This is a genomic window from Streptomyces sp. BA2, assembly GCF_009769735.1.
Classification (GTDB): Bacteria; Actinomycetota; Actinomycetes; order Streptomycetales; family Streptomycetaceae; genus Streptomyces.
The window spans coordinates 7390447-7408872 of record NZ_WSRO01000002.1 but is presented as its reverse complement, the minus strand read 5'-3'; the positions used below and the strand labels follow the sequence as shown (position 1 = coordinate 7408872).

Sequence of the window (18426 nt, the reverse complement as noted above, 5' to 3'; positions counted from 1 at the left end):
TCGGTGAGGCCGGTCCGGATCCCCGGCCCCAGCCGCCCAAGTATCGACCACGCGGATCACGCATGCGTTCATCGGGTACCGCGGGCGGTGTACTTCTCCAGCTTCGGCACGTCCTTCTCGGTGACGATGGCGGGGCCGGTGAGGACGGGCTTGCCGCCGCCGAGGACGTTCGCGTTGGTCTTGTAGAGCCACAGCTCGTCGATGGCGAGATAGCCCTGGAGGTAGGGCTGCTGGTCGACGGCGAAGCCGACCTCCTTGGCCTTGAGGCGCTTGACGACCTCGGCGTTCAGGTCGAAGGTGGCGACCTCGGCCTTGCTGCCGGAGTCCTCCTTGGCCTTCACCGACAGGGCGGCGATGGGCGCGCCGAGCGTGACGACGGCGTCGATGTCCTTGGCGGCCTGGAGCTTCGCACTGATGGATGACTGGGCGTTCGGCGCGTTGGTGCCCTCGACGTTGAGGTTCTCGACCGAGCCCTTGAGGGTCTTCTTGACGCCCTCGCAGCGCTGCTCCAGGGAGACGTTGCCCTGTTCGTGGATGACGCAGAGCACCTTCTTCTTGCCGCGCTTGCTGAGCTCGTCGCCGACGGCCTCGCCCGCCACGGACTCGTCCTGACCGATGTGGCTCAGCGCGCCGAAGCCGGCGGAGAACTCGCCGCCGGAGTTGATCGTGACGACCGGTATCCCGGCGGCTTCCGCCTTGCCGAGGACCGTCTTCATCGCCTCGGGCTTGGCCAGCGTCACGACGATGCCGTCGACCTTCTTGTCGATCGCCGACTGGACGAGCTCGGCCTGGCCCTTGGCCTCTTTGTCGTTGGAGTAGAGGAACTCGACGTTGTCCTTGCGGGCCGCCTGCTTGGCGCCGGTCTGGACGATGTCCCAGAAGGTGTCGCCCTCGCCGGAGTGCGTGACCATCGCGATCTTGAGGCGGGGCGTGTTCACGCCCTTGCCGCCTCCCCCGCCGTCGCCCGACTTGTCCTCGTCGTCCTTGCCGCCGGAGCCGCTGCACCCGGCCGCGAGCGCGATCACCGCTGTGAGAGCTGCTGCCGTGCGGGCTTTGCGCATGCGGCTACGCCTGGGGGTACGCATGGGGGGACCACCTCTTCTCCCGGCCGCCCGAATGCGGCTGGGGGAGTTCTAGCGGCGGGCGCGCGGCAGCGTCAATGGCTTTGTCAGAACATTCTGACGAATGTGAGCGACTTGGGACCTACGGCCGTACGAGGAGCTGGAACTCGAAGGAGTAGCGCGAGGCGCGGTAGATGTGGGAGCCGAACTCGACCGCGCGGCCCGTGTCGTCGAACGTCGTGCGCTGCATCGTGAGCAGCGGGGCCCCCGCGGGTTCGCCGAGCCGCTCGCCCTCGTCGGCGGTGGCGGCGCGGGCTCCCACGGACTGGCGCGCGCTGTGCAGGGTGATGCTCGCACCGCGCATCAGGCGGTAGAGGCCGGTGGCCTCCAGACGTGCGGTGTCGAGGGCGAGAAGACCGGACGGAATGTGGTTGCGGAGGTAGGCCATGGGCTCGCCGTGGGCCAGGCGGAGCCGCTCGACGAGGTGGACCTCGTCGCCCTCCGCGATGGCGAGCGCGGCCGCGACCTCGGCGGACGCGGGTTCGATGGTGTTGCGCAGGACGCGGGTCTCGGGGCGCTGGCCCGCGGCCTCCAAGTCGTCGTAGAGGCTGCTGAGTTCGAGCGGGCGCTTGACCTGGCTGTGCACGACCTGGGTGCCGACGCCTCTGCGGCGCACGAGCAGCCCCTTGTCGACGAGCGACTGGATGGCCTGGCGGACGGTCGGCCGGGACAGGCCGAGGCGGCCCGCGAGCTCGATCTCGTTGCCGAGCAGGGTGCCCGGTGTCAGGGCGCCGCGCTCGATCGCCGCCTCCAGCTGCTGGGACAGCTGGAAGTACAGCGGGACCGGGCTGCTGCGGTCGACGCCGAGCTGGAGCGAGACGGTCGGGTCCACGGCTGGTTTGGCGGCTGATTTGGGCACGTGGCGAGCGTAGTCGCAGGGAATGATGACGGGAAGTTCTGAAGTTCTGTTGTCCGGACAAAGGATTGACAGGATCGCGGGGTGTGGCGAGGGTGGGTCCATGCGCATCGGACTGATCGGAACGGGTCGTATCGGCACATTTCACTCCGCGGCTCTGCAGCGGCATCCGGAGGTGGACGCGCTGGTCGTCGCCGATGCCGACGCCGGGCGCGCGGCGGGGCTCGCGGCGCGGATCGGCACGGCCTCGGCGGCCTCGGTGGACGACGTCTTCACGGGGAGCGGCCGGACAGGCGCCGTGGACGCGGTGGTGATCACCGCGGCGACCTCCGCGCACGCCGAGCTGATCGGCAAGGCGGCGCGCGCGGGCCTGCCGGTCTTCTGCGAGAAGCCCATCGCCCTCGATCTGCCCGGTACGCTCGCCGCGCTCCGGGAGGTCGAGGCCGCGGGCACGGTGCTCCAACTGGGCTTCCAGCGGCGGTTCGACGCGGGGTACGTGGCCGCGCGCGAGGCCGTGCGGTCGGGGCGGCTCGGGCGGCTGCACACGGTCCGGGCGATGACCTCCGATCCGGCGCCGCCGCCGGCCGCGTATCTCCCGCTCTCCGGCGGTCTCTACCGCGACTGTCTGGTCCATGACTTCGACATGCTGCGGTGGGTGACGGGCCGTGAGGTGACGGAGGTGTACGCGACCGGGTCGGACGCCGGGCCTTCGATGTTCCGCGACGCGGGCGACGTCGACACGGCCGCGGCGGTCCTCACTCTCGACGACGGCACGCTGGCCACGGCGACGGCCACGCGGTGCAACGGCGCGGGCTACGACGTACGGATGGAACTGGCCGGCGATGAGGATCAGATCGCGGTCGGCTTCGACGACCGCACCCCCCTGTCGTCCGTGGAGCCGTCGGGCCCGCCGCCGCCCGACAAGCCGTGGCCCGGCTTCCTCGAACGCTTCACTCCCGCGTACGAGGCGGAGCTCGCCGCGTTCGTGGATGTCGTACGGGGAGAGCGGACGAACCCCTGCGACGGCCGGGAGGCACTGGAGGCGCTGCGGATCGCGGAGGCGTGTGAACTGTCACGCAGGGAAGGGCGGTTGGTGCGGATGGCGGAGATCGAGGGAGGCTGACGGCCCGGCCGGGGGCTGCCGCGGCGGCTACTCCACCTCGTCAAGGAGTCCCGCGTCATGCGCCAACAGTGCGATCTGTACTCGGTTGTTGAGGTCCAGCTTCGTCAGGACGCGGGAGACGTGGGCCTTGACCGTGGCCACGCTCAGGAAGAGTTCCGCCGCGATGTCCGCGTTCGACGCGCCCCGGCCCACCGCGACCGCCACCTCCCTCTCCCGCTCGCCAAGGAGCGCGAGCCGCTCCAACGCCCGCTCGCGGCGCCCCTGTTGGGGGCCCACCCCCGTCACCTGCGTGATCAGCTGCTGCGTCACCGTGGGCGAGAGCACCGGCTCTCCCGCCGCGACCGCCCGTACCGCCGCGACGATCTCCGCGGGCGGGGTGTCCTTGAGTACGAACCCGGCCGCCCCCGCCCGCAGGGCCCGCAGCACCTGATCGTCGGCGTGGAAGGTGGTGAGGACGATGACCTCGGGGGCGTCGGGGCGCTTGCGGAGGGCCTCCGTCGCCGCGAGGCCGTCCATCGTGGGCATGCGGATGTCCATCAGAACGACGTCGGGGCGGAGCTCGCCGACCAGCGGGGCCACGTGGGAGCCGTCAGCCGCCTCGCCGACGATCTCGATGTCGTCCGCGCCGCCCATCATGAAGGACAGACCGGCACGGACCAGCGGGTCGTCGTCGACGAGAAGCACGCGGATCGGGTTCATGGCCCCACAGTAACGAGATCAGCGGCGTACGCCGTCCCGGCACTCAGCCCCTCCCCGCGCTCAGCCCGCCGCGCCGCACCGCTTCTCGCGCGCCACGGGCGGCGCCGCGTCCAGGACCCAGCGGTCGTCGCTGCGGACGGCGGACCACGCGGTGCACACCGTGCCGTTGCCCCCGGCGTCCGCCGTGACGGTGACCACCGGCTCCGCGTCGCCCTTGGACACGGTGGCGCGGATCCGTCGCGGATCCGCCTCTCCGAGACGGGCCACGTAGTTCTTGGCGTAGTCGTCGCCCGCGCTGTCGGCGTCGAAGAGCCGGCCGAACTCCCCGTCGTCCCCGTCGGTCAGGGCCTGTTGCACGGCGGAACTCAGCCCGTCCAACGTGGCCTCCCCGTCCGGCTCTTCCGTCGCGATCGAGACGATGACCGTGGTCATCCAGACAGCGAGCAGGGCCGCGCCGATCAACAGGACCAGGGATGCCGGCCGCTTCAGCCAGGGCTGCCGCTTCACGGTCATGTACGTCCCATTTCCACACTCGAGCAGGGCATTCGCTCCGCGACCGTACCATCGGCGGTTTCACGCATCAGAGCGGTACGGAGAGGGGGGCGACTGGCTCAACTACCGGGCCACGGCAGCCAGGCGTCGACGCGGAAGCCGCCGTCCCCCGTGGTCCCGTGCTCGATGCGGCCGCCCGCGAGCATGGCCCGCTCCGTGAGGCCGATCAGTCCCTGGCCGGAGCCGGGGACCTTCGGCACGTCGCCGGGCGGCGGCGGGTTGCGTACCGACAGGGTGAGGCCTTCGCCGGGGGCGCCCGACACCAGGACCGTGACCTCGGCGCCCGGGGCGTGCTTGCGGGCGTTGGTCAGGCCCTCCTGGGCGATGCGGTAGGCGGTGCGGCCGACGGCGGCGGGCACGGCGGCCGGGTCGGTGACGCGGTGGTCGAGTGCGACCTTCATGCCCGCGTCGCGTGACTCGGCGACCAGGGTCTCCAGGGCGGCGAGGGTGGGCTGCGGCCGTCCTGACGCCTCGCTGTCCCCGCCGCCGCGCAGGACGCCGATCACCTCGCGCAGGTCCTGCAGCGCTTCGTGGGCGCTCTCCCGGATCACACCCGCGGCGCGGACGATCTCCTGGCGGGGCGCGTCCGGGCGGAACTCCAGGGCGCCCGCGTGCACGCTGAGCAGGGTGAGGCGGTGGGCGAGCACGTCGTGCATCTCGCGGGCGATGGACTCGCGGGCCAGGCACTGGGCCTGTTCGGCGCGGAGCGTGGCCTCGTTCTCGGCGCGGATCGCGCGGTCGCGCAGGCTCAGCAGGAGCTGGCGGCGCGAGCGGACGAACATGCCCCAGCCGATGACGGAGGCGTTGATCAGCACGCCGAAGAGGACGCCGAGCAGAAAGGGCATGTCGGGGTCGGGCCGCATCCCGTAGGCGAACGGCACCACGCAGATCGAGATCCCGCCGATCCAGCCGACGTACCGGAAGGGCCGGCGCACCGCGAGGGTGAACAGCGCCACGGCGACCGCGCCGCCCGCGGTGTCCGAGACCACGCTGACCAGCACCATGGCAATGGCGAGGCCGACCGGCCAGCGCCTGCGCAGCCAGACGGCGGCGCAGGCGAGCGCGCCGATCAGCTGGTCGGCCTCGGCGAGACCGGGCGAGACGTTCGGGTTCTTGCCGATCGCGTCCGCGCCCACCATGCCGATGACGACGGCCACGAAGAAGCAGGCGAAGTCGACCAGCCAGTCGCGCGCGGTCCGCCGGGGCCCGCGCCCGCTCTTGCGCGGCGCGCGGTCCGGGTCGAACTCGGCGGCGACGGCCGCGGGCAGCGCCCATGGACGCCTTGCCCAGGGGGCCGAGGGCGCCGAGGGAACAGGCGGGGGCTCATTGCCACTCATGGTCGACAAATCTACGCACTGCCGGGGCGTCGGGCGCCGACCGGACGTGATCGTCTACCAAAGTCGCGCAGGCGGAGACTTTCGGAGGGGGCCAGGAGGAAGAAGCCTCACCCCGTGGCCGATGTGCGTGGGGGGTCCATGGGGCGAGGCTCTTCGGCATGAAGCGGGTACTTGAGGTCTTCGGCGTCCTTCTCCTGATCCAGGGCGTGGCCGCCCTGGTGCATGGGCTGACCGGCCGGCTGCGCGGCTGGGGCATCGTGCGGCGGATCGGGTTCCTCGACGGCTACGAGATCTACGCGGGCGTCACGCTGATCGTCCTCGCGCTCGCGCTGTTCGCCGTCGCGGAGAGCAGGAAGGCCCGTTAGTACCGTGCCGTCACATCAGTACCGTGCGCGGCGGTCCCAGCAGGCTCTCAGCAGGCGTAGTCGACCAGGTCGAAGGACTCGTAGTGGTCGGAGGTGTAGTAGTCCTCCTTGTTCTCCTCACCGGTCACGATGCGGCGGGCGCCGCGGTCCGGTGAGCCCGGCGTCTTCACGGTGTACTCGTGGTAGTAGCCGGAGCCCTGGGAGGGCAGGATGCCTTCCCGGTTCTGGAAGACGGTGCCGTCCTGCGGATACGGGTAGGGGCCGCCCGCCTCGATCAGGTCCAGGGTGTCGTGCGCCTGGGCGGGCAGCGCGGAGTAGCAGATGTCGCCGACGGCGGTGACGGAGTACGCCGTCGACACGGGGGCGTGGTGGTCAGGGGCCGCGCTCGCGGAGACGGCGACGGGGCCGCCGATGAGCAGGGCGGCGGCGAGGGCGGTGACGCTCACGATTCGTGGGGGGATTCGCATGCGACCAGTGTGACGCGCGTAGAGGTTGTCGTGTCAACGTCAAGTGCAGTGAATTTTCCGGGAGTTAACCAAGCGCCGCCGGTTCTTCCTCAGCCCTTCTTCGCGGCGGCGATGCGGTGTTCCGCCATGTACTCACGCATCCGCAGGCTGGTGGACCCACCGGTGTAGAGCACCGCGCCGCCCACCGAGAGCGGCACCGAGAGCCCCAGCCAGCCCAGCATCTCGGGCCACCGGCGCTGGGAGCGGCAGTCCTCCCACGTGGACTCCTGCCACGTCGGGGCGTCCCCCTCGTAGAAGAGCACCGACTGGCACTCGCGGCTGCGGGAGGAGTCGTCGTCCCCGTCGCTGAACGGCGCCATCAACTGCCACGCGAGCACGGCCCAGATGACACCCGCGGCGAGGAACAGCACCCCGCCCCAGATACGGCGCTTCTGCGCGCCCGCGGCGAATTCCTGCTCGAAGTACTCGTTCATGGGCTCCCCCTGCTTGATCGACCACGGAAGGTATCACCGCACCCGACGCCCCCAACTGGTCCCCACCAGAACCAGCACACCTCCCACCAGACCCACCACACCCAGCCGCTCCCCGCCCACCGCGATCCCCACCGCGGCCGCCCACAACGGCTCCGTACCGAGCAGCAGGCTCACCCGCGAAGGAGACGTCCTGCGCACCGCCCACATCTGCACGAAGAAGGCGAAGAGCGTGCAGAACACGGAGAGGAAGAGCAGCCCGGCCCATTCGCGCGCACCGAAGTCCGCGGCGACGGACCAGGGCGACGCTCCCGTGCCCGCGGCGGCGAGCACCGCGAACACGCCCACCGCGGAACCCAGTTGGACGGTGGTGAGCGCCAGGGAGTCCGCCTCCGCGGCGTCCCGGACGGCCTTGATCCGGGACATCGCGAGGACGTGCACCGTACGCGCGAGCGCCGCGAGGAGGATCAGGCCGTCACCCGCCGACGGCCGCGTGAACCCGCCGCCCTGGGTCAGCAGGACCACGCCGAGCACGGAGAGTCCGGCTGCCGCCAGGAAGGCACGGGGCGGCCTCTTCCGCGTCATCGCGGCCTCGGCGAGCGGGGTGAAGATCATGGTGAGGCTGATGATGAGGCCCGCGTTGGTCGCCGAGGTGTGCACGACTCCGTACGTCTCCAGGAGGAAGATCCCGCTCAGGACGAGACCGAGCGCTCCCGCCCCGCGCCACTGCGGCGCCGTCAGCGCGCGCAGGCCGCGCCATCCGGCCACCACGAGCGCGGGCAGCACGACGGCGAACCGCAGCACGAGGACGGCGACGACCGTGTGCGTCGTCGTGATGCCCTTCGCGGCGAGATAACTGGCGCCCCAGACCACGGCCACGAGCAGGACGGGCAGATCGGTGAGCCAGGCGCGGCGCGCGGCGGGCGCGGCGGGAACAGCGAGCGTCGACACAGGGCACGGTCTCCAACGGATGCGGCGGTGTGGAGACTTCGGCGGCTCTCACGCGGGTCGGTCACCGTAGCCCCTCCGCCGGGAAATCGGTGTCCATTTCCCGCCAGCCACGGCGCACGCCGCCCGCTTTCATTGAACCCGCAAGCACTTCCCACGCATTACGCGTCTATCTGTATCTGTCTACGCAAATGAGGCTCTGACATGTCTTCTCTGACCGGCAAGACCGCCCTCGTCACCGGCGGCAGCCGCGGCATCGGCGCGGCGATCGCGCTGCGGCTCGCGCAGGAGGGTGCCGACGTGGCGATCACGTACGTCAACGGAGAGGCCGCCGCTCATGAGGTCGTCGCCAAGATCGAGTCGACGGGACGGCGCGGGTTCGCCATCAAGGCCGACGCGGCCGACCCCGGTGACGCCGCGGGCCCGGTGGAGCGCGCGGCCGACGACCTGGGCCGTCTGGACATCCTGGTGAACAACGCGGGCATCGGAGTGCTCGGCCCCATCGGGGACTTGGCGCTCTCCGATGTCGACCGGGTGCTCGACATCAACGTACGTTCGGTCTTCCTGGCCTCGCAGGCGGCGGCCGGCAGGCTCGCCGACCGGGGCCGGATCATCTCCATCGGATCGGCGCTCACGCGGTACGCCGGTGGGCCCGGCGGGACGCTGTACGCGATGAGCAAGGCGGCGCTCACGGGGATGAGCAAGCCACTGGCGCGGGAGCTCGCGGGGCGCGGGATCACGGTGAACGTGGTGCATCCCGGGGCGATCGACACGGACATGAATCCGGCCGACGGCCCGTTCGCCGAGCCCCAGAAGGCGGGCACGGCGCTCGCCCGCTTCGGCTCGGCGGACGAGGTGGCTTCACTCGTCGCCTATCTCGCCGGGGAGGACGCCGCGTTCATCACGGGCGCGGAGCTCGTGGTCGACGGCGGATACACCGCGTAACCGCGGCTCGCGGGCATGGAGAGTGGGGCGCACCGGGGCTGTCCACCCGGTGCGCCCCACGTTCTTCAGGGCACTTCAGCGGCTGCGGATCAGCCGCCGAGCTCCTGGTGACGCGCCGCCAGGCGGCTCGCGCCCGCCTCCGTCAGGGAGCCGTACAGCCGCAGCCGCGAGATGCCGCCGTCCGGGAAGATGTCGATGCGCACATGCGTGCCGACGACCGGGACGTCCAGGACGAAGCGGTGGTTGGTGTCGGGCTGCAGGCGGGTGCGGGGCAGCGCCTCGACCCACTCGCCCTGTTCGCCGTCGCGGACGGAGAGCGAGGCCCAGCCCGCCGAATTGCCCTTCAAGTAGGCCGTGTCGATCTCGACGGAGCGGATCTCGGACTGGGCCACAAGCTGGTAGCGGATCCAGTCGTTGCCGTTGTCGCGGCGGCGCCGCGTCTCCCAGCCGTCGTCCATCTTGCGGGAGCGGCCCGGCTGGATGGTGTTGGTGGCCGGGGAGTAGAAGCGGTCGGACGCGTCCTCGACCTGGCCGCCGTTCTCCAGGGCGACGACGTCGAACGTGCCGAGCGCCGCGAGCCACTTGGGGTCGGCGACGACCTCGCCGTACACACGCAGGCGGGCGACGCCGCCGTCCGGGTGCTGGTTGACGCGCAGGTGCGTGAAGCGCTGCTCCAGGTCGACGGCGAAGCCGTTGGCCGCGTGACCGCCAACTGCCGTGCGCGGTACCAGAGTCGTCCACTTCACGTCGTCCGCGAGGAGCTCCTCGGGGGTCGGCGAACCGTCGACGCTCGTGCCCTCGACGGACACGGCCTGCGGGTAGTTGCCGCGGAAGTGTGCGGTGTCGATGACGATGCCGCGTACGACGCCGGGGGCGCCGAGGCGCACGAGCGCCCAGTCGTGGTCGTCGGCGGTGGGCCACGGGTGCTCGGACGAGACACCGCGGCGGCGGCGGGTCTCCCAGCCGTCCATGACCTTGCCCTTGTGCCCGAAGTGCTCCGGGTCGAACACGGCGGGGTGCGCGAGGAGCAGGTTCTCGCGCATCGCGAAGAACTCGTCGTTGGCGGCGATCACACCGGCGCCCAGCTGCCGGTCGGCGAGGTTGGCGTACTGCGTGAAGGGGAAGTCAGCGGTGCGGTAGTCCGCGTAGGGGTCGCCGCCGCCGTAGGGGTTCGCGTCGCCGGTGAAAGTCGGTATCGCCGTCGTCACAGTGATCAGTTCTTCCTTTCCAGAAGTCGGCCTGCGGGTTCGCTGAACTCGCCGCCGTGCAGGATGCGTTCGCCGCGCAGCCAGGTGGACTTCACGACGCCGCTGAGGGTCTTGCCCGCGTACGCCGTGACTCGGTTCCGGTGCTGCAGCTCCGCGGGGTCCACGGTGAAGGTCTCGTCGGGCGCGAGGACCGCGAAGTCGGCGTCGCGGCCGGCCTCGATGGCGCCCTTCTGGTCGAGTCCGACCAGTTCGGAGGTGCGCGTCGACATCCAGCGCACCACGTCCTCAAGGCTGTGGCCGCGCTTGCGTGCCTCGGTCCAGACCGCGGGGAGGCTGAGCTGGAGCCCGGAGATGCCGCCCCACGCGGTCGCGAAGTCGTCGGTCTTGAGGTCGGCGGTGGACGGGGAGTGGTCCGTCACGATGCAGTCGACGGTGCCGTCGGCGAGCGCGTCCCACAGCAGGTCCTGGTTGGCGGCCTCGCGGATGGGCGGGCAGCACTTGAACTCGCTCGCGCCGTCCGGGACTTCCTCCGCGGTGAGCGTGAGGTAGTGCGGGCACGTCTCGACGGTGAGCTTGACGCCCTCGCGCTTGGCGGCGGCGATCAGGGGCAGCGCGTCGGAGGACGACAGGTGCAGTACGTGGACGCGGGCGCCGAGCCGCTTGGCGAGCCCGATGAGGCCCTCGATCGCGACGTCCTCGGAGACGCGCGGCCGGGTCTGCAGGTAGTCCGTGTACTTGGGGCCGCTCTTGTGCGGGGCCGCGTCCAGCTCGTGCGGGTCCTCGGCGTGCACGATGAGCAGGCCGCCGAAGCCCGCGATCTCCGCCATGGAGGTGGCGAGGCGGTCCTGGTCCAGGTGCGGGAACTCGTCCACGCCGGACGGCGAGAGGAAGCACTTGAAGCCGTAGACACCGGCGTCGTGCAGGGGCCCCAGGTCGCCGACGTTGTCGGGCAGGGCGCCGCCCCAGAAGCCGACGTCGATGTGCGCCTTGGTGCGGGCGACGTCCTGCTTCGTGCGCAGATTGCCGACCGTCGTGGTCGGCGGCAGGGAGTTGAGCGGCATGTCGACGAGGGTGGTGATGCCGCCGGCGGCAGCGGCGCGGGTGGCGGTCCAGAAGCCCTCCCACTCCGTGCGGCCCGGGTCGTTGACATGGACGTGCGTGTCGACCAGACCGGGCAGCAGGACGTCGTCGCCGAAGTCCTCCAGACGGGCCCCCGCCGGTACGTCGGCGTCGTGGGCCAGCACGTCGGCGATCTTCCCCCCGGAGACCGTGACCGACGCGGGGCGGGTGCCCTGCGGGGTGATCACGCGAGTCGAGCGCAGCACCAGTTCTACGTCCACGTCTTCAACGCCCTCTCTTCGTTCATTCTTTTCCGCTACACAGACCATTCGTTTCCGCTAAACGGAATTCAACGTTCTGTTGAATGAGTCTTCACGGCCGACCCCGAACCGTCAAGAGGCCACCTGGAGCACTCTGGACGTTTCCACAAAGTGGAATTAGAATTCCACAGGCCAGAACGTAGCTACGCACAACCGGGCCGTCAAACGATCACCGCGGTGTGACGGCGGAGAAGCGGACAAAGGCTCCCCGACCGGTCCCCGGCCACTCCCTGAGCAGCCCTGACCGGCTCTGACGCCAGGGCCGCAGAGGGACCCGGCGAGGAACCGCCCGGTAGGCTGCTGCCTTGCCCGTCAGCCCCGAAAGGACTGCGCCGTGCCGACGTCAAGCGCCAGCGACGCCTCCACCGAAGTCGCCGCCTCCAAGCCGCCCGCTGCCAGCGGTGGTGTCCAGTCCCTCGAGCGCGCCTTCGACCTCCTCGAACGGATGGCGGACGCCGGAGGCGAGGTCGGCCTGAGCGAGCTCTCCGCCAGCAGCGGCCTCCCGCTGCCCACGATCCACCGCCTGATGCGCACGCTCGTCGCCTGCGGCTACGTACGTCAGCAGCCCAACCGCCGCTACTCCCTCGGCCCGCGCCTGATCCGCCTCGGCGAATCGGCCTCGCGCCTCCTCGGCACCTGGGCGCGCCCCTACCTCGCGCGCCTCGTCGAGGAGACCGGCGAGACCGCGAACATGGCGCTGCTCGACGGCGACGAGATCGTGTACGTCGCGCAGGTGCCGTCCAAGCACTCCATGCGGATGTTCACCGAGGTGGGCCGCAGGGTCCTGCCCCACTCCACGGGCGTCGGCAAGGCACTCCTCGCCCACACCCCGCCGGAGGAGGTGCGCGCGCTCCTCGCCCGCACCGGGATGCCCGCAGCCACGGAGAAGACGATCACCACGCCGGAGGGCTTCCTCGACGCGCTGGAAGCGGTCCGCAGCGCGGGCTACGCGGTCGACGACAACGAACAGGAGATCGGGGTGCGCTGCCTGGCGGTGTCGGTCCCCAACTCCCCCACGGCGGCGGCGATTTCGATCTCCGGCCCGGCAGGCCGCGTGACCGAGGCCGCGGTGGAGAAGATCGTGCCGGTGCTGCAGGAGGTGGCGGTGGAACTGTCCGCCGCGCTGGCCAGTTCGGGACCGGCGGCGTAACCCTGGGCGCGGGGCGAGTGGGCGGCTACTGACCGGCGCCGCCCCGGATCAGCCCCCGCCCCGTCGCCACCGCCACCGCCGCCGTACGCGAGTCGACGCCCAACTTCGCGTAGATGTGCACCAGGTGGGACTTCACGGTGGCCTGGCTCAGGAAGAGGCGCTTGCTGATCTGCAGGTTCGACAGGCCCTCCCGCACCAGCCTGAGCACCTCCAGCTCCCGCCCGGTCAGCGCCTCCCCGGGCGCCCGCATCCGGTCCATGAGCCGGTGGGCGATCGCGGGCGCGAGCGCGGACTGCCCCGCGGCCGCGGTCCGCACCGCCGCGGCCAGCTCCTCCGGCGGCGCGTCCTTCAGGAGATATCCCGCCGCGCCCGCCTCGACCGCGGCGAGGATGTCGGCGTCCGTGTCGTACGTCGTCAGGACGAGCACCCGCGGCGCCCCCTGCTCGGCGGTGATCGCTGCCGTGGCCTGCGCCCCGTGCATCCCCGTCCCGAACTGAAGATCCATCAGTACGACGTCGAACCCACCGGTCGCGGCGAGCGTCACCGCCTCCTCGGCCGTAGCCGCCTCCCCCGCGACGGCGAAGCCGGGCTCGGTGTCGAGCACGGCACGCAGCCCGGCACGTACGACGGGATGATCGTCGGCGAGGAGCAGCCTGATGGGTTCCCCCGCCGCGGCGCTCACAGTGCGGCCTCCGTCGGAAGCGGCAGGGTGACCGCGACGGCCGTCCCCTGCCCCGGCGCCGACTCCACGCTCAGCGTCCCGCCGAGCGACCGGGCCCGCGCCCGCATCGCCGGCAGTCCGAATCCCCCGTCCCCGCGGGGCGCCGATGCCGGGTCGAAGCCGCGCCCGTCGTCGACGACGTCCAGGGACACGGACGTGCCCATGAAGCTCAGGGTGATCTCGGCGCGCCCCGCGCCCGCGTGCTGGAACGTGTTGGCGAGGGCGGACTGAGCGGTGCGGAGCAGGGCGACCTCGTACGGCGTGGGGAGCTCGGCGGGCTTCCCGCTCACCGTGAACTTGACGTCGACGTCGCCTCCGGGGGATGCGGAGAGCCGCTCAAGGGCCCCGGCGAGCGAGCCGTGCTCCAGGTCGGGCGGGCTGAGGGCCCGCACGAAGCGGCGTGCTTCGGCGAGGTTGTCCTGCGCTGCGGCACGGGCCTGCTCGATGTGCGGCGCGGCGGGCGAGCCCGCGGGCAGCGCGCGTTGCGCGGCACGCAGCAGGAGCTGGATGGAGGAGAGGCCCTGCGCGAGCGTGTCGTGGATCTCGCGCGCGAGACGCTCCCGCTCGGCGAGGGTGCCCGCGGTCCGCTCGGCCGCCGCGAGCTCGGCCCGCGTGGCCATCAGCTCGTCGATCAGCTGACGGCGCCGCTCGCTCTCCCGGTACAGCGCCTCGTACCCGAGGACGGTGGCGACCGCCACGGCCGCGCCGAGCAGTGGCCCGATGAAGCTGCCGGGCGACACGGGAGAGCCGTGCAGCAGGAAGCTGGCGATGGCGGCACCGGCGGTCAGCGCGACGGTGGGCAGCGCCCAGCGCACGGGCAGCAGGTGCAGTTGCAGGAAGTACAGGGGGAAGGCCGTCCACAGCCCGTCCGGCGACACGACGAGCAGCGCCACCCAGCAGACACCGAGCGCCGCGAGCCACACCGAGGCGGCGCGCTGTGAGCGCGCGACGGCCGGGCTGAGCGTCCCCGCCGCGTAGACACCGCCCATCGCGACCACCGCCGCCACGACGGCACCGCCGCGCGGCGCACCGTCGGCCACGGCACGCACGGCGGCGAGCGCGAGCAGCCCCGCGAGCAGCGCGTGCAGGCACAGGCGCAGGGCGAGGGCTACGGGAGTGGTCCGGGACGGGGCCCCGGGCCCGGCCGGAGGTCCGGGGCGGGTCTCGCCGGAGAGGTTCGGGGGAGCTTCGGAGGTGTTCATCGGACCTTCCAGCGTATGCGGAACAGCCCCGTCTCCCCTCAACCGAAAGGTTGATCGCGGGCTCCCCCCTTCGATTCGGGTGAAGCGTGCTGTGGCGCGATGCCGTGAGGGCGTGCGCGGACGGAGGGTGGGGGCATGTTCGTCGCATGGAGAGACCTTCGGTTCGCCAAGGGGCGGTTCGCCCTGATGGGAGCCGTCGTCGTACTCATCACTCTGCTCGTGGGGCTGCTCTCCGGACTCACCGCCGGGCTCGCCAGGGAGAACACCTCCGCGATCACCGGCCTCCCGGCCGACCGCATCGCCTTCGCCGCGCCACCGTCCGGCCAGTCCGTCTCCTTCACCAATTCCCAGGTGGAAGAGCGCTCCTGGAAGACCTGGGCCGAGCAGCCCGGCGTACGGTCCGCCGAGCCCATCGGCATCAGCACTCTCAACGCCACCGCGGGCGACCGCTCGGCCGCCGTGTCCGCCTTCGGCGTCGAACCGGACTCCGGGATCGCGCCTGCGGGCATCGCACCGGGTGAGGCCGTGCTCTCCGAGAAGGCGGCGACGGACCTCGGCGTCGGCCCCGGGGACACGGTGCGGCTCGGCGGGAGCGGGGTCGAGGAACGGGTCGCACGGGTCGCGTCGGACGCCTCGTACAGCCACACCCCTGTCGTATGGACCACGCTCGACGACTGGCAGGGGCTCGGCCACCGGGGTACGTCGATGGACGAACAGGCCACGGTCATCGCGCTGCGGACCGGCGGCGGGGTCGATCTCGCGGCCGGGGACGAGGCGGCGGGCACGAAGACGAAGTCTCTCGACGGCGCGCTCACGGCGATCGGCTCCTACCAGGCGGAGAACGGTTCGCTGCAGCTGATGCGCGGCTTCCTCTTCGTCATCTCCGCGCTCGTCATAGGGGCGTTCTTCACGGTGTGGACGATTCAACGCGCGGGTGACATCGCGGTGTTGAAGGCGCTGGGCGCTTCCACGCCGTACCTGCTCAGGGACGCTCTGGGCCAAGCCGTGCTGATGCTGGCCGCGGGTACGGCCCTGGGGACGGGGATCGCGGCGATGGTCGGTGCCGCGATCAGTGGCGGTGACGTCCCCTTCGTACTCGATCCGCCGACCGTGCTGTGGCCCGCCGCCGTGATGATCGCTCTCGGGGCGTTGGGCGCTGGCCTGTCCGTCAGGCGGATCACCGCCGTAGATCCGCTGACCGCGCTGGGGAGTGCCCGATGAGTCTGTCCCTCGAAGACATCACGCTGACGTACCCGGACGGGGAGGGCAGGCTCACGGCGCTCGACACCGTGAGCCTGGATGTCCCCGCCGGGACGATGACGGCGGTCGTCGGCCCGTCCGGCTCCGGAAAGTCCAGCCTGCTGGCGGTGGCGGCGACGCTGGTGACTCCCGATACGGGGCGGGTGCTGGTCGGCGGTACGGAGACGGCTGCGCTGACCGCGGCGGAACGTGCGGAGCTGCGGCGGCGGAGGATGGGCATCGTCTTCCAGCAGCCGAATCTGCTGGCGTCGCTGACGGCGCTTGAGCAGGTGGAGCTGATGGCGCGCCTGGACGGGCGCGGACGCTCGGGCGAGGCCCGGGATCGCGCACGGGAGCTGCTCGACACGGTGGGCCTCGCGGGCCTCACACACCGCCGCCCGCACCAGCTTTCGGGCGGGCAGCGCCAACGGGTCGGCATCGCAAGGGCGTTGATGAACTCACCCGCGGTGCTCCTGGTGGACGAGCCGACCAGCGCACTCGATCACGAACGTGGCGCGGCGGTCCTGGACCTGCTGGGGCGGCTCACTCGGGAGTGGGGGACGGCAACGGTACTGGTCACGCACGACCGGGCACGGTTGTCTGTCGCCGACCGGGTGGTGGAGTTGGTGGACGGGAGGGCGGGGGGCCAGCAGGAGAGCGGGCAATGCGGCCCGTCCGGCGCATGAGGACGTTCCGGCCCGCTCAGCAGCAGTCTGTACGCTGATTGGCCCGGCAGGCAGGGCCAATCAGCGGGAGGTGGCATGGCGGACGTACGCGTGGTCCACGACGTGGACCGGCGGCTCGGCAGCAGGCAGCTGTCCCAGTTGGTGACCGGCGCGGCGGGCGGCCATCCCGGCTACCGCGCCCTCGCCCACGGCATCCGCACCCTCCTCCTGGACGGCCGCATCCCCCTGCACACCCGGCTCCCCGCGGAACGCGAGCTCGCCACGGCCCTGGGTGTCAGCCGGGCCACCGTCACGGCCGCGTACGACCTCCTGCGCGAGGGCGGCTATGCCCGCAGCAGGCGCGGCGCGGGCACCTGGACCGAGCTGCCCGACGGGCGCCGCCCCTCCAGTGTGGCCGCGTTCCCGGCGGGCGACGGCATGCTGGACCTGGCGGTGGCGGCACCGGGCGCGCCCGAGGCGGAGCTCTCCGACGCGCTCGCCGCCGCGGCCCTCGACCTCCCCCGGCACGCCTCGACACCGGGTTACCACCCGTACGGGCTCCCGGAGTTGAGGGAAGCCGTCGCCGAGCGTTTCACTCGGCGCGGTCTTCCCACTCTCCCCGACCAGATCCTGATCACCACCGGCGCCCAGTACGCCCTCTCCCTCACGCTCTCCCTGCTCGGCAGGCCGGGCGACCGCATCCTGGTCGAGAATCCCTCGTACCCGAACGCCCTCGACGCGATCCGCCGCGCCGGTCTGCGTGCCACTCCCGTGCCGGTCACCGACACCGGCTGGGACACCGGCCTGGTCGAGTCGACGCTCCGTCAGGCGGTGCCGCGCCTGGCCTACTTGGTGCCCGACTTCCAGAATCCGACGGGCAGCCTGATGCCAAGGGAGCAGCGCGTACGCATCCTGGAGGCCGCCCGTGCCACCGGCAGCCGGCTCGTGATCGACGAGACGATCGCCGAGATCGCGCTCGACGGGCCACCGCCCGTGCCCTTCGCCGCGCTGGCCCCGCACGGCGTGGGCGAGCAAGTCGTCACCGTCGGTTCGCTGAGCAAGACGCACTGGGGCGGGCTGCGCATCGGCTGGGTGCGGGCGGGCTCACGGCTCGTCACGGAGCTGGCTACGGCGCGCGTTCCCTCCGACATGTCGACCCCGGTGATCGAGCAGCTCGTCGCGCTGCATCTGCTGGCCGGGATGGACGACGTCCTGCGTGAGCGGCTGCCCCGGCTGCGCGCGCAGCGGGACGCGCTGGCCGCCTCGCTCGCCCGGCGTCTCCCCGAGTGGCGCTGGCGGACGCCGCCGGGCGGCCTGTCGCTCTGGGTGGACCTGGGCAGGCCGATCGCATCGGCCCTGGCCCGCGCGGCGCTGGCCCACGGCGTCCGCATCGAGGGAGGCGCCCGCTTCGGCGCGGACCCGGGTACGCACGAACACCGCCTGCGCATCCCCTACACCCTGCCGCCCACCTCGGGCGATGAGGCGGTCCGCCGCCTGGCCGCAGCGCTGGGCGACGGCTTGGACACCGCGGCCACCGGGGGCCCACGCAACTGGGTCGCGTAACGCCGACAACGGCCTGCGGGAGCGTGGACAGCGGGCTGGCCGGGCTGCGGGGCGGGGCCCCGTCGGTATGGCCGTCCTGAGGTTCCGGCTACCTCGGTCCCGGCTCCCCGAAGAGCTCCACCGCTCCCCGGACCGCCGCGAGGCCCGAGGCCAGTGCGCTGACGGAGCCGATCGCTCCCGCGACGAGCAGCAGTGAACGGCGCAGCCTCGGTACCTCCGGAGCACCGCTCAGTGCCATCGCGGCCAGCGCCGCGAGCTCGTCCTCGGCGATGCCCCGGTCCGGGAACTCGGCCGGATGCGCGGCGAGCTCTCGGCGCAGCCGGGACACCGCCGTGCCCAATTCCGCCACTCGCGGATCTTCCTCGCTGCCGGTCACTCGCCTCTGCCCCACGCTCCGCAACACAGCTCTCCCCCTC

Annotated in this window: 20 protein-coding genes; 7 read left to right on the top strand and 13 right to left on the bottom strand. The window is 71.8% G+C overall.

The annotated features are described in order from the left end of the window. Positions 1 to 68: 68 nt before the first annotated feature. Together E5671_RS35905 and E5671_RS35900 are read right to left on the bottom strand one after the other, a co-directional pair. Entirely contained in the window at positions 69 to 1061 is a 993-nt protein-coding gene (locus E5671_RS35905; RefSeq protein ID WP_160510624.1) for a sugar ABC transporter substrate-binding protein, read from the bottom strand. Between the two features lie 142 nt (positions 1062 to 1203). Next, positions 1204 to 1953 (bottom strand): GntR family transcriptional regulator, encoded by a 750-nt coding sequence (locus E5671_RS35900; protein ID WP_336606076.1) that lies wholly within the window; start codon positions 1951 to 1953, stop codon positions 1204 to 1206. A gap of 127 nt (positions 1954 to 2080) precedes the next feature. Between E5671_RS35900 and E5671_RS35895 the strand changes: the two genes are divergently transcribed. After that, positions 2081 to 3100, top strand: a complete 1020-nt coding sequence (locus tag E5671_RS35895) for a Gfo/Idh/MocA family protein (protein ID WP_160508009.1) — start codon at positions 2081 to 2083, stop codon at positions 3098 to 3100. A 27-nt stretch (positions 3101 to 3127) separates the two neighbouring features. On the opposite strand, the gene E5671_RS35890 is transcribed toward E5671_RS35895, so the two are convergent. The 3 genes from E5671_RS35890 to E5671_RS35880 all read right to left on the bottom strand — a co-directional run bounded on the left by E5671_RS35890 (position 3128) and on the right by E5671_RS35880 (position 5688). Next, positions 3128 to 3799, bottom strand: a complete 672-nt coding sequence (locus E5671_RS35890; protein WP_160508008.1) for a response regulator — start codon at positions 3797 to 3799, stop codon at positions 3128 to 3130. Positions 3800 to 3859: 60 nt separating this feature from the next. Beyond that, positions 3860 to 4312, bottom strand: coding sequence for a hypothetical protein (locus E5671_RS35885; RefSeq protein ID WP_160508007.1), 453 nt, complete (start codon positions 4310 to 4312; stop codon positions 3860 to 3862). Positions 4313 to 4410: 98 nt separating this feature from the next. Then, the gene (locus E5671_RS35880; RefSeq protein ID WP_202121394.1) at positions 4411 to 5688 is read right to left on the bottom strand and encodes a sensor histidine kinase; all 1278 of its coding nucleotides are present in this window, start codon (positions 5686 to 5688) and stop codon (positions 4411 to 4413) included. A 158-nt stretch (positions 5689 to 5846) separates the two neighbouring features. Between E5671_RS35880 and E5671_RS35875 the strand changes: the two genes are divergently transcribed. Further along, positions 5847 to 6053 (top strand): hypothetical protein, encoded by a 207-nt coding sequence (locus E5671_RS35875; RefSeq protein WP_160508005.1) that lies wholly within the window; start codon positions 5847 to 5849, stop codon positions 6051 to 6053. 47 nt (positions 6054 to 6100) lie between these two features. Here E5671_RS35875 and E5671_RS35870 read toward each other — a convergent pair whose 3' ends face one another. From E5671_RS35870 to E5671_RS35860, 3 genes are all read right to left on the bottom strand, one after another. Then, entirely contained in the window at positions 6101 to 6520 is a 420-nt protein-coding gene (locus E5671_RS35870) for a ribonuclease domain-containing protein (protein WP_160508004.1), read from the bottom strand. A gap of 89 nt (positions 6521 to 6609) precedes the next feature. Beyond that, positions 6610 to 6993: a hypothetical protein gene (locus E5671_RS35865; protein WP_160508003.1), complete on the bottom strand. Its 384-nt coding sequence runs from the start codon at positions 6991 to 6993 to the stop codon at positions 6610 to 6612. A 33-nt stretch (positions 6994 to 7026) separates the two neighbouring features. After that, positions 7027 to 7941 (bottom strand): EamA family transporter, encoded by a 915-nt coding sequence (locus E5671_RS35860; protein WP_160508002.1) that lies wholly within the window; start codon positions 7939 to 7941, stop codon positions 7027 to 7029. 201 nt (positions 7942 to 8142) lie between these two features. Here E5671_RS35860 and E5671_RS35855 point away from each other — a divergent pair, with 201 nt between their 5' ends. Continuing rightward, positions 8143 to 8883 (top strand): SDR family oxidoreductase, encoded by a 741-nt coding sequence (locus E5671_RS35855; RefSeq protein WP_160508001.1) that lies wholly within the window; start codon positions 8143 to 8145, stop codon positions 8881 to 8883. 89 nt (positions 8884 to 8972) lie between these two features. On the opposite strand, the gene alc is transcribed toward E5671_RS35855, so the two are convergent. Both alc and allB read right to left on the bottom strand, forming a co-directional pair. Next, positions 8973 to 10091, bottom strand: a complete 1119-nt coding sequence (gene alc / locus E5671_RS35850; RefSeq protein ID WP_160508000.1) for an allantoicase — start codon at positions 10089 to 10091, stop codon at positions 8973 to 8975. A gap of 5 nt (positions 10092 to 10096) precedes the next feature. Then, entirely contained in the window at positions 10097 to 11479 is a 1383-nt protein-coding gene (gene allB, locus E5671_RS35845; protein WP_160507999.1) for an allantoinase AllB, read from the bottom strand. A 325-nt stretch (positions 11480 to 11804) separates the two neighbouring features. Here allB and E5671_RS35840 point away from each other — a divergent pair, with 325 nt between their 5' ends. Then, positions 11805 to 12620, top strand: coding sequence for an IclR family transcriptional regulator domain-containing protein (locus tag E5671_RS35840; RefSeq protein WP_160507998.1), 816 nt, complete (start codon positions 11805 to 11807; stop codon positions 12618 to 12620). 25 nt (positions 12621 to 12645) lie between these two features. On the opposite strand, the gene E5671_RS35835 is transcribed toward E5671_RS35840, so the two are convergent. Then, entirely contained in the window at positions 12646 to 13302 is a 657-nt protein-coding gene (locus tag E5671_RS35835; protein WP_160507997.1) for a response regulator, read from the bottom strand. After that, positions 13299 to 14543: a sensor histidine kinase gene (locus E5671_RS35830; RefSeq protein ID WP_160507996.1), complete on the bottom strand. Its 1245-nt coding sequence runs from the start codon at positions 14541 to 14543 to the stop codon at positions 13299 to 13301. Before E5671_RS35830 ends, E5671_RS35835 begins: the two co-directional genes overlap by 4 nt. Before the next feature lie 135 nt (positions 14544 to 14678). Between E5671_RS35830 and E5671_RS35825 the strand changes: the two genes are divergently transcribed. The 3 genes from E5671_RS35825 to yczR all read left to right on the top strand — a co-directional run bounded on the left by E5671_RS35825 (position 14679) and on the right by yczR (position 18010). Next, positions 14679 to 15764 (top strand): ABC transporter permease, encoded by a 1086-nt coding sequence (locus E5671_RS35825; RefSeq protein WP_160507995.1) that lies wholly within the window; start codon positions 14679 to 14681, stop codon positions 15762 to 15764. Continuing rightward, positions 15761 to 16468 (top strand): ABC transporter ATP-binding protein, encoded by a 708-nt coding sequence (locus tag E5671_RS35820; RefSeq protein WP_160507994.1) that lies wholly within the window; start codon positions 15761 to 15763, stop codon positions 16466 to 16468. Before E5671_RS35825 ends, E5671_RS35820 begins: the two co-directional genes overlap by 4 nt. A gap of 75 nt (positions 16469 to 16543) precedes the next feature. Further along, positions 16544 to 18010, top strand: coding sequence for a MocR-like transcription factor YczR (gene yczR, locus E5671_RS35815; protein ID WP_160507993.1), 1467 nt, complete (start codon positions 16544 to 16546; stop codon positions 18008 to 18010). Between the two features lie 88 nt (positions 18011 to 18098). Here yczR and E5671_RS35810 read toward each other — a convergent pair whose 3' ends face one another. Continuing rightward, positions 18099 to 18413 carry a DUF5955 family protein gene (locus E5671_RS35810; RefSeq protein WP_160507992.1) on the bottom strand — a complete coding sequence of 105 codons (315 nt, stop codon included), beginning with the start codon at positions 18411 to 18413 and terminating at the stop codon, positions 18099 to 18101. Between the last annotated feature and the right edge of the window lie 13 nt (positions 18414 to 18426).

Coding starts and splice junctions, on each gene's coding strand:
- E5671_RS35905 (WP_160510624.1), bottom strand. CDS start 1,061: ATGCGCAAAGCCCGCACGGCAGCAGCTCTCACAGCGGTGATCGCGCTC.
- E5671_RS35895 (WP_160508009.1), top strand. CDS start 2,081: ATGCGCATCGGACTGATCGGAACGGGTCGTATCGGCACATTTCACTCC.
- E5671_RS35890 (WP_160508008.1), bottom strand. CDS start 3,799: ATGAACCCGATCCGCGTGCTTCTCGTCGACGACGACCCGCTGGTCCGT.
- E5671_RS35885 (WP_160508007.1), bottom strand. CDS start 4,312: ATGACCGTGAAGCGGCAGCCCTGGCTGAAGCGGCCGGCATCCCTGGTC.
- E5671_RS35880 (WP_202121394.1), bottom strand. CDS start 5,688: ATGAGTGGCAATGAGCCCCCGCCTGTTCCCTCGGCGCCCTCGGCCCCC.
- E5671_RS35875 (WP_160508005.1), top strand. CDS start 5,847: ATGAAGCGGGTACTTGAGGTCTTCGGCGTCCTTCTCCTGATCCAGGGC.
- E5671_RS35870 (WP_160508004.1), bottom strand. CDS start 6,520: ATGCGAATCCCCCCACGAATCGTGAGCGTCACCGCCCTCGCCGCCGCC.
- E5671_RS35865 (WP_160508003.1), bottom strand. CDS start 6,993: ATGAACGAGTACTTCGAGCAGGAATTCGCCGCGGGCGCGCAGAAGCGC.
- E5671_RS35855 (WP_160508001.1), top strand. CDS start 8,143: ATGTCTTCTCTGACCGGCAAGACCGCCCTCGTCACCGGCGGCAGCCGC.
- allB (WP_160507999.1), bottom strand. CDS start 11,479: ATGGTCTGTGTAGCGGAAAAGAATGAACGAAGAGAGGGCGTTGAAGAC.
- E5671_RS35830 (WP_160507996.1), bottom strand. CDS start 14,543: ATGAACACCTCCGAAGCTCCCCCGAACCTCTCCGGCGAGACCCGCCCC.
- E5671_RS35825 (WP_160507995.1), top strand. CDS start 14,679: ATGTTCGTCGCATGGAGAGACCTTCGGTTCGCCAAGGGGCGGTTCGCC.
- E5671_RS35820 (WP_160507994.1), top strand. CDS start 15,761: ATGAGTCTGTCCCTCGAAGACATCACGCTGACGTACCCGGACGGGGAG.
- yczR (WP_160507993.1), top strand. CDS start 16,544: ATGGCGGACGTACGCGTGGTCCACGACGTGGACCGGCGGCTCGGCAGC.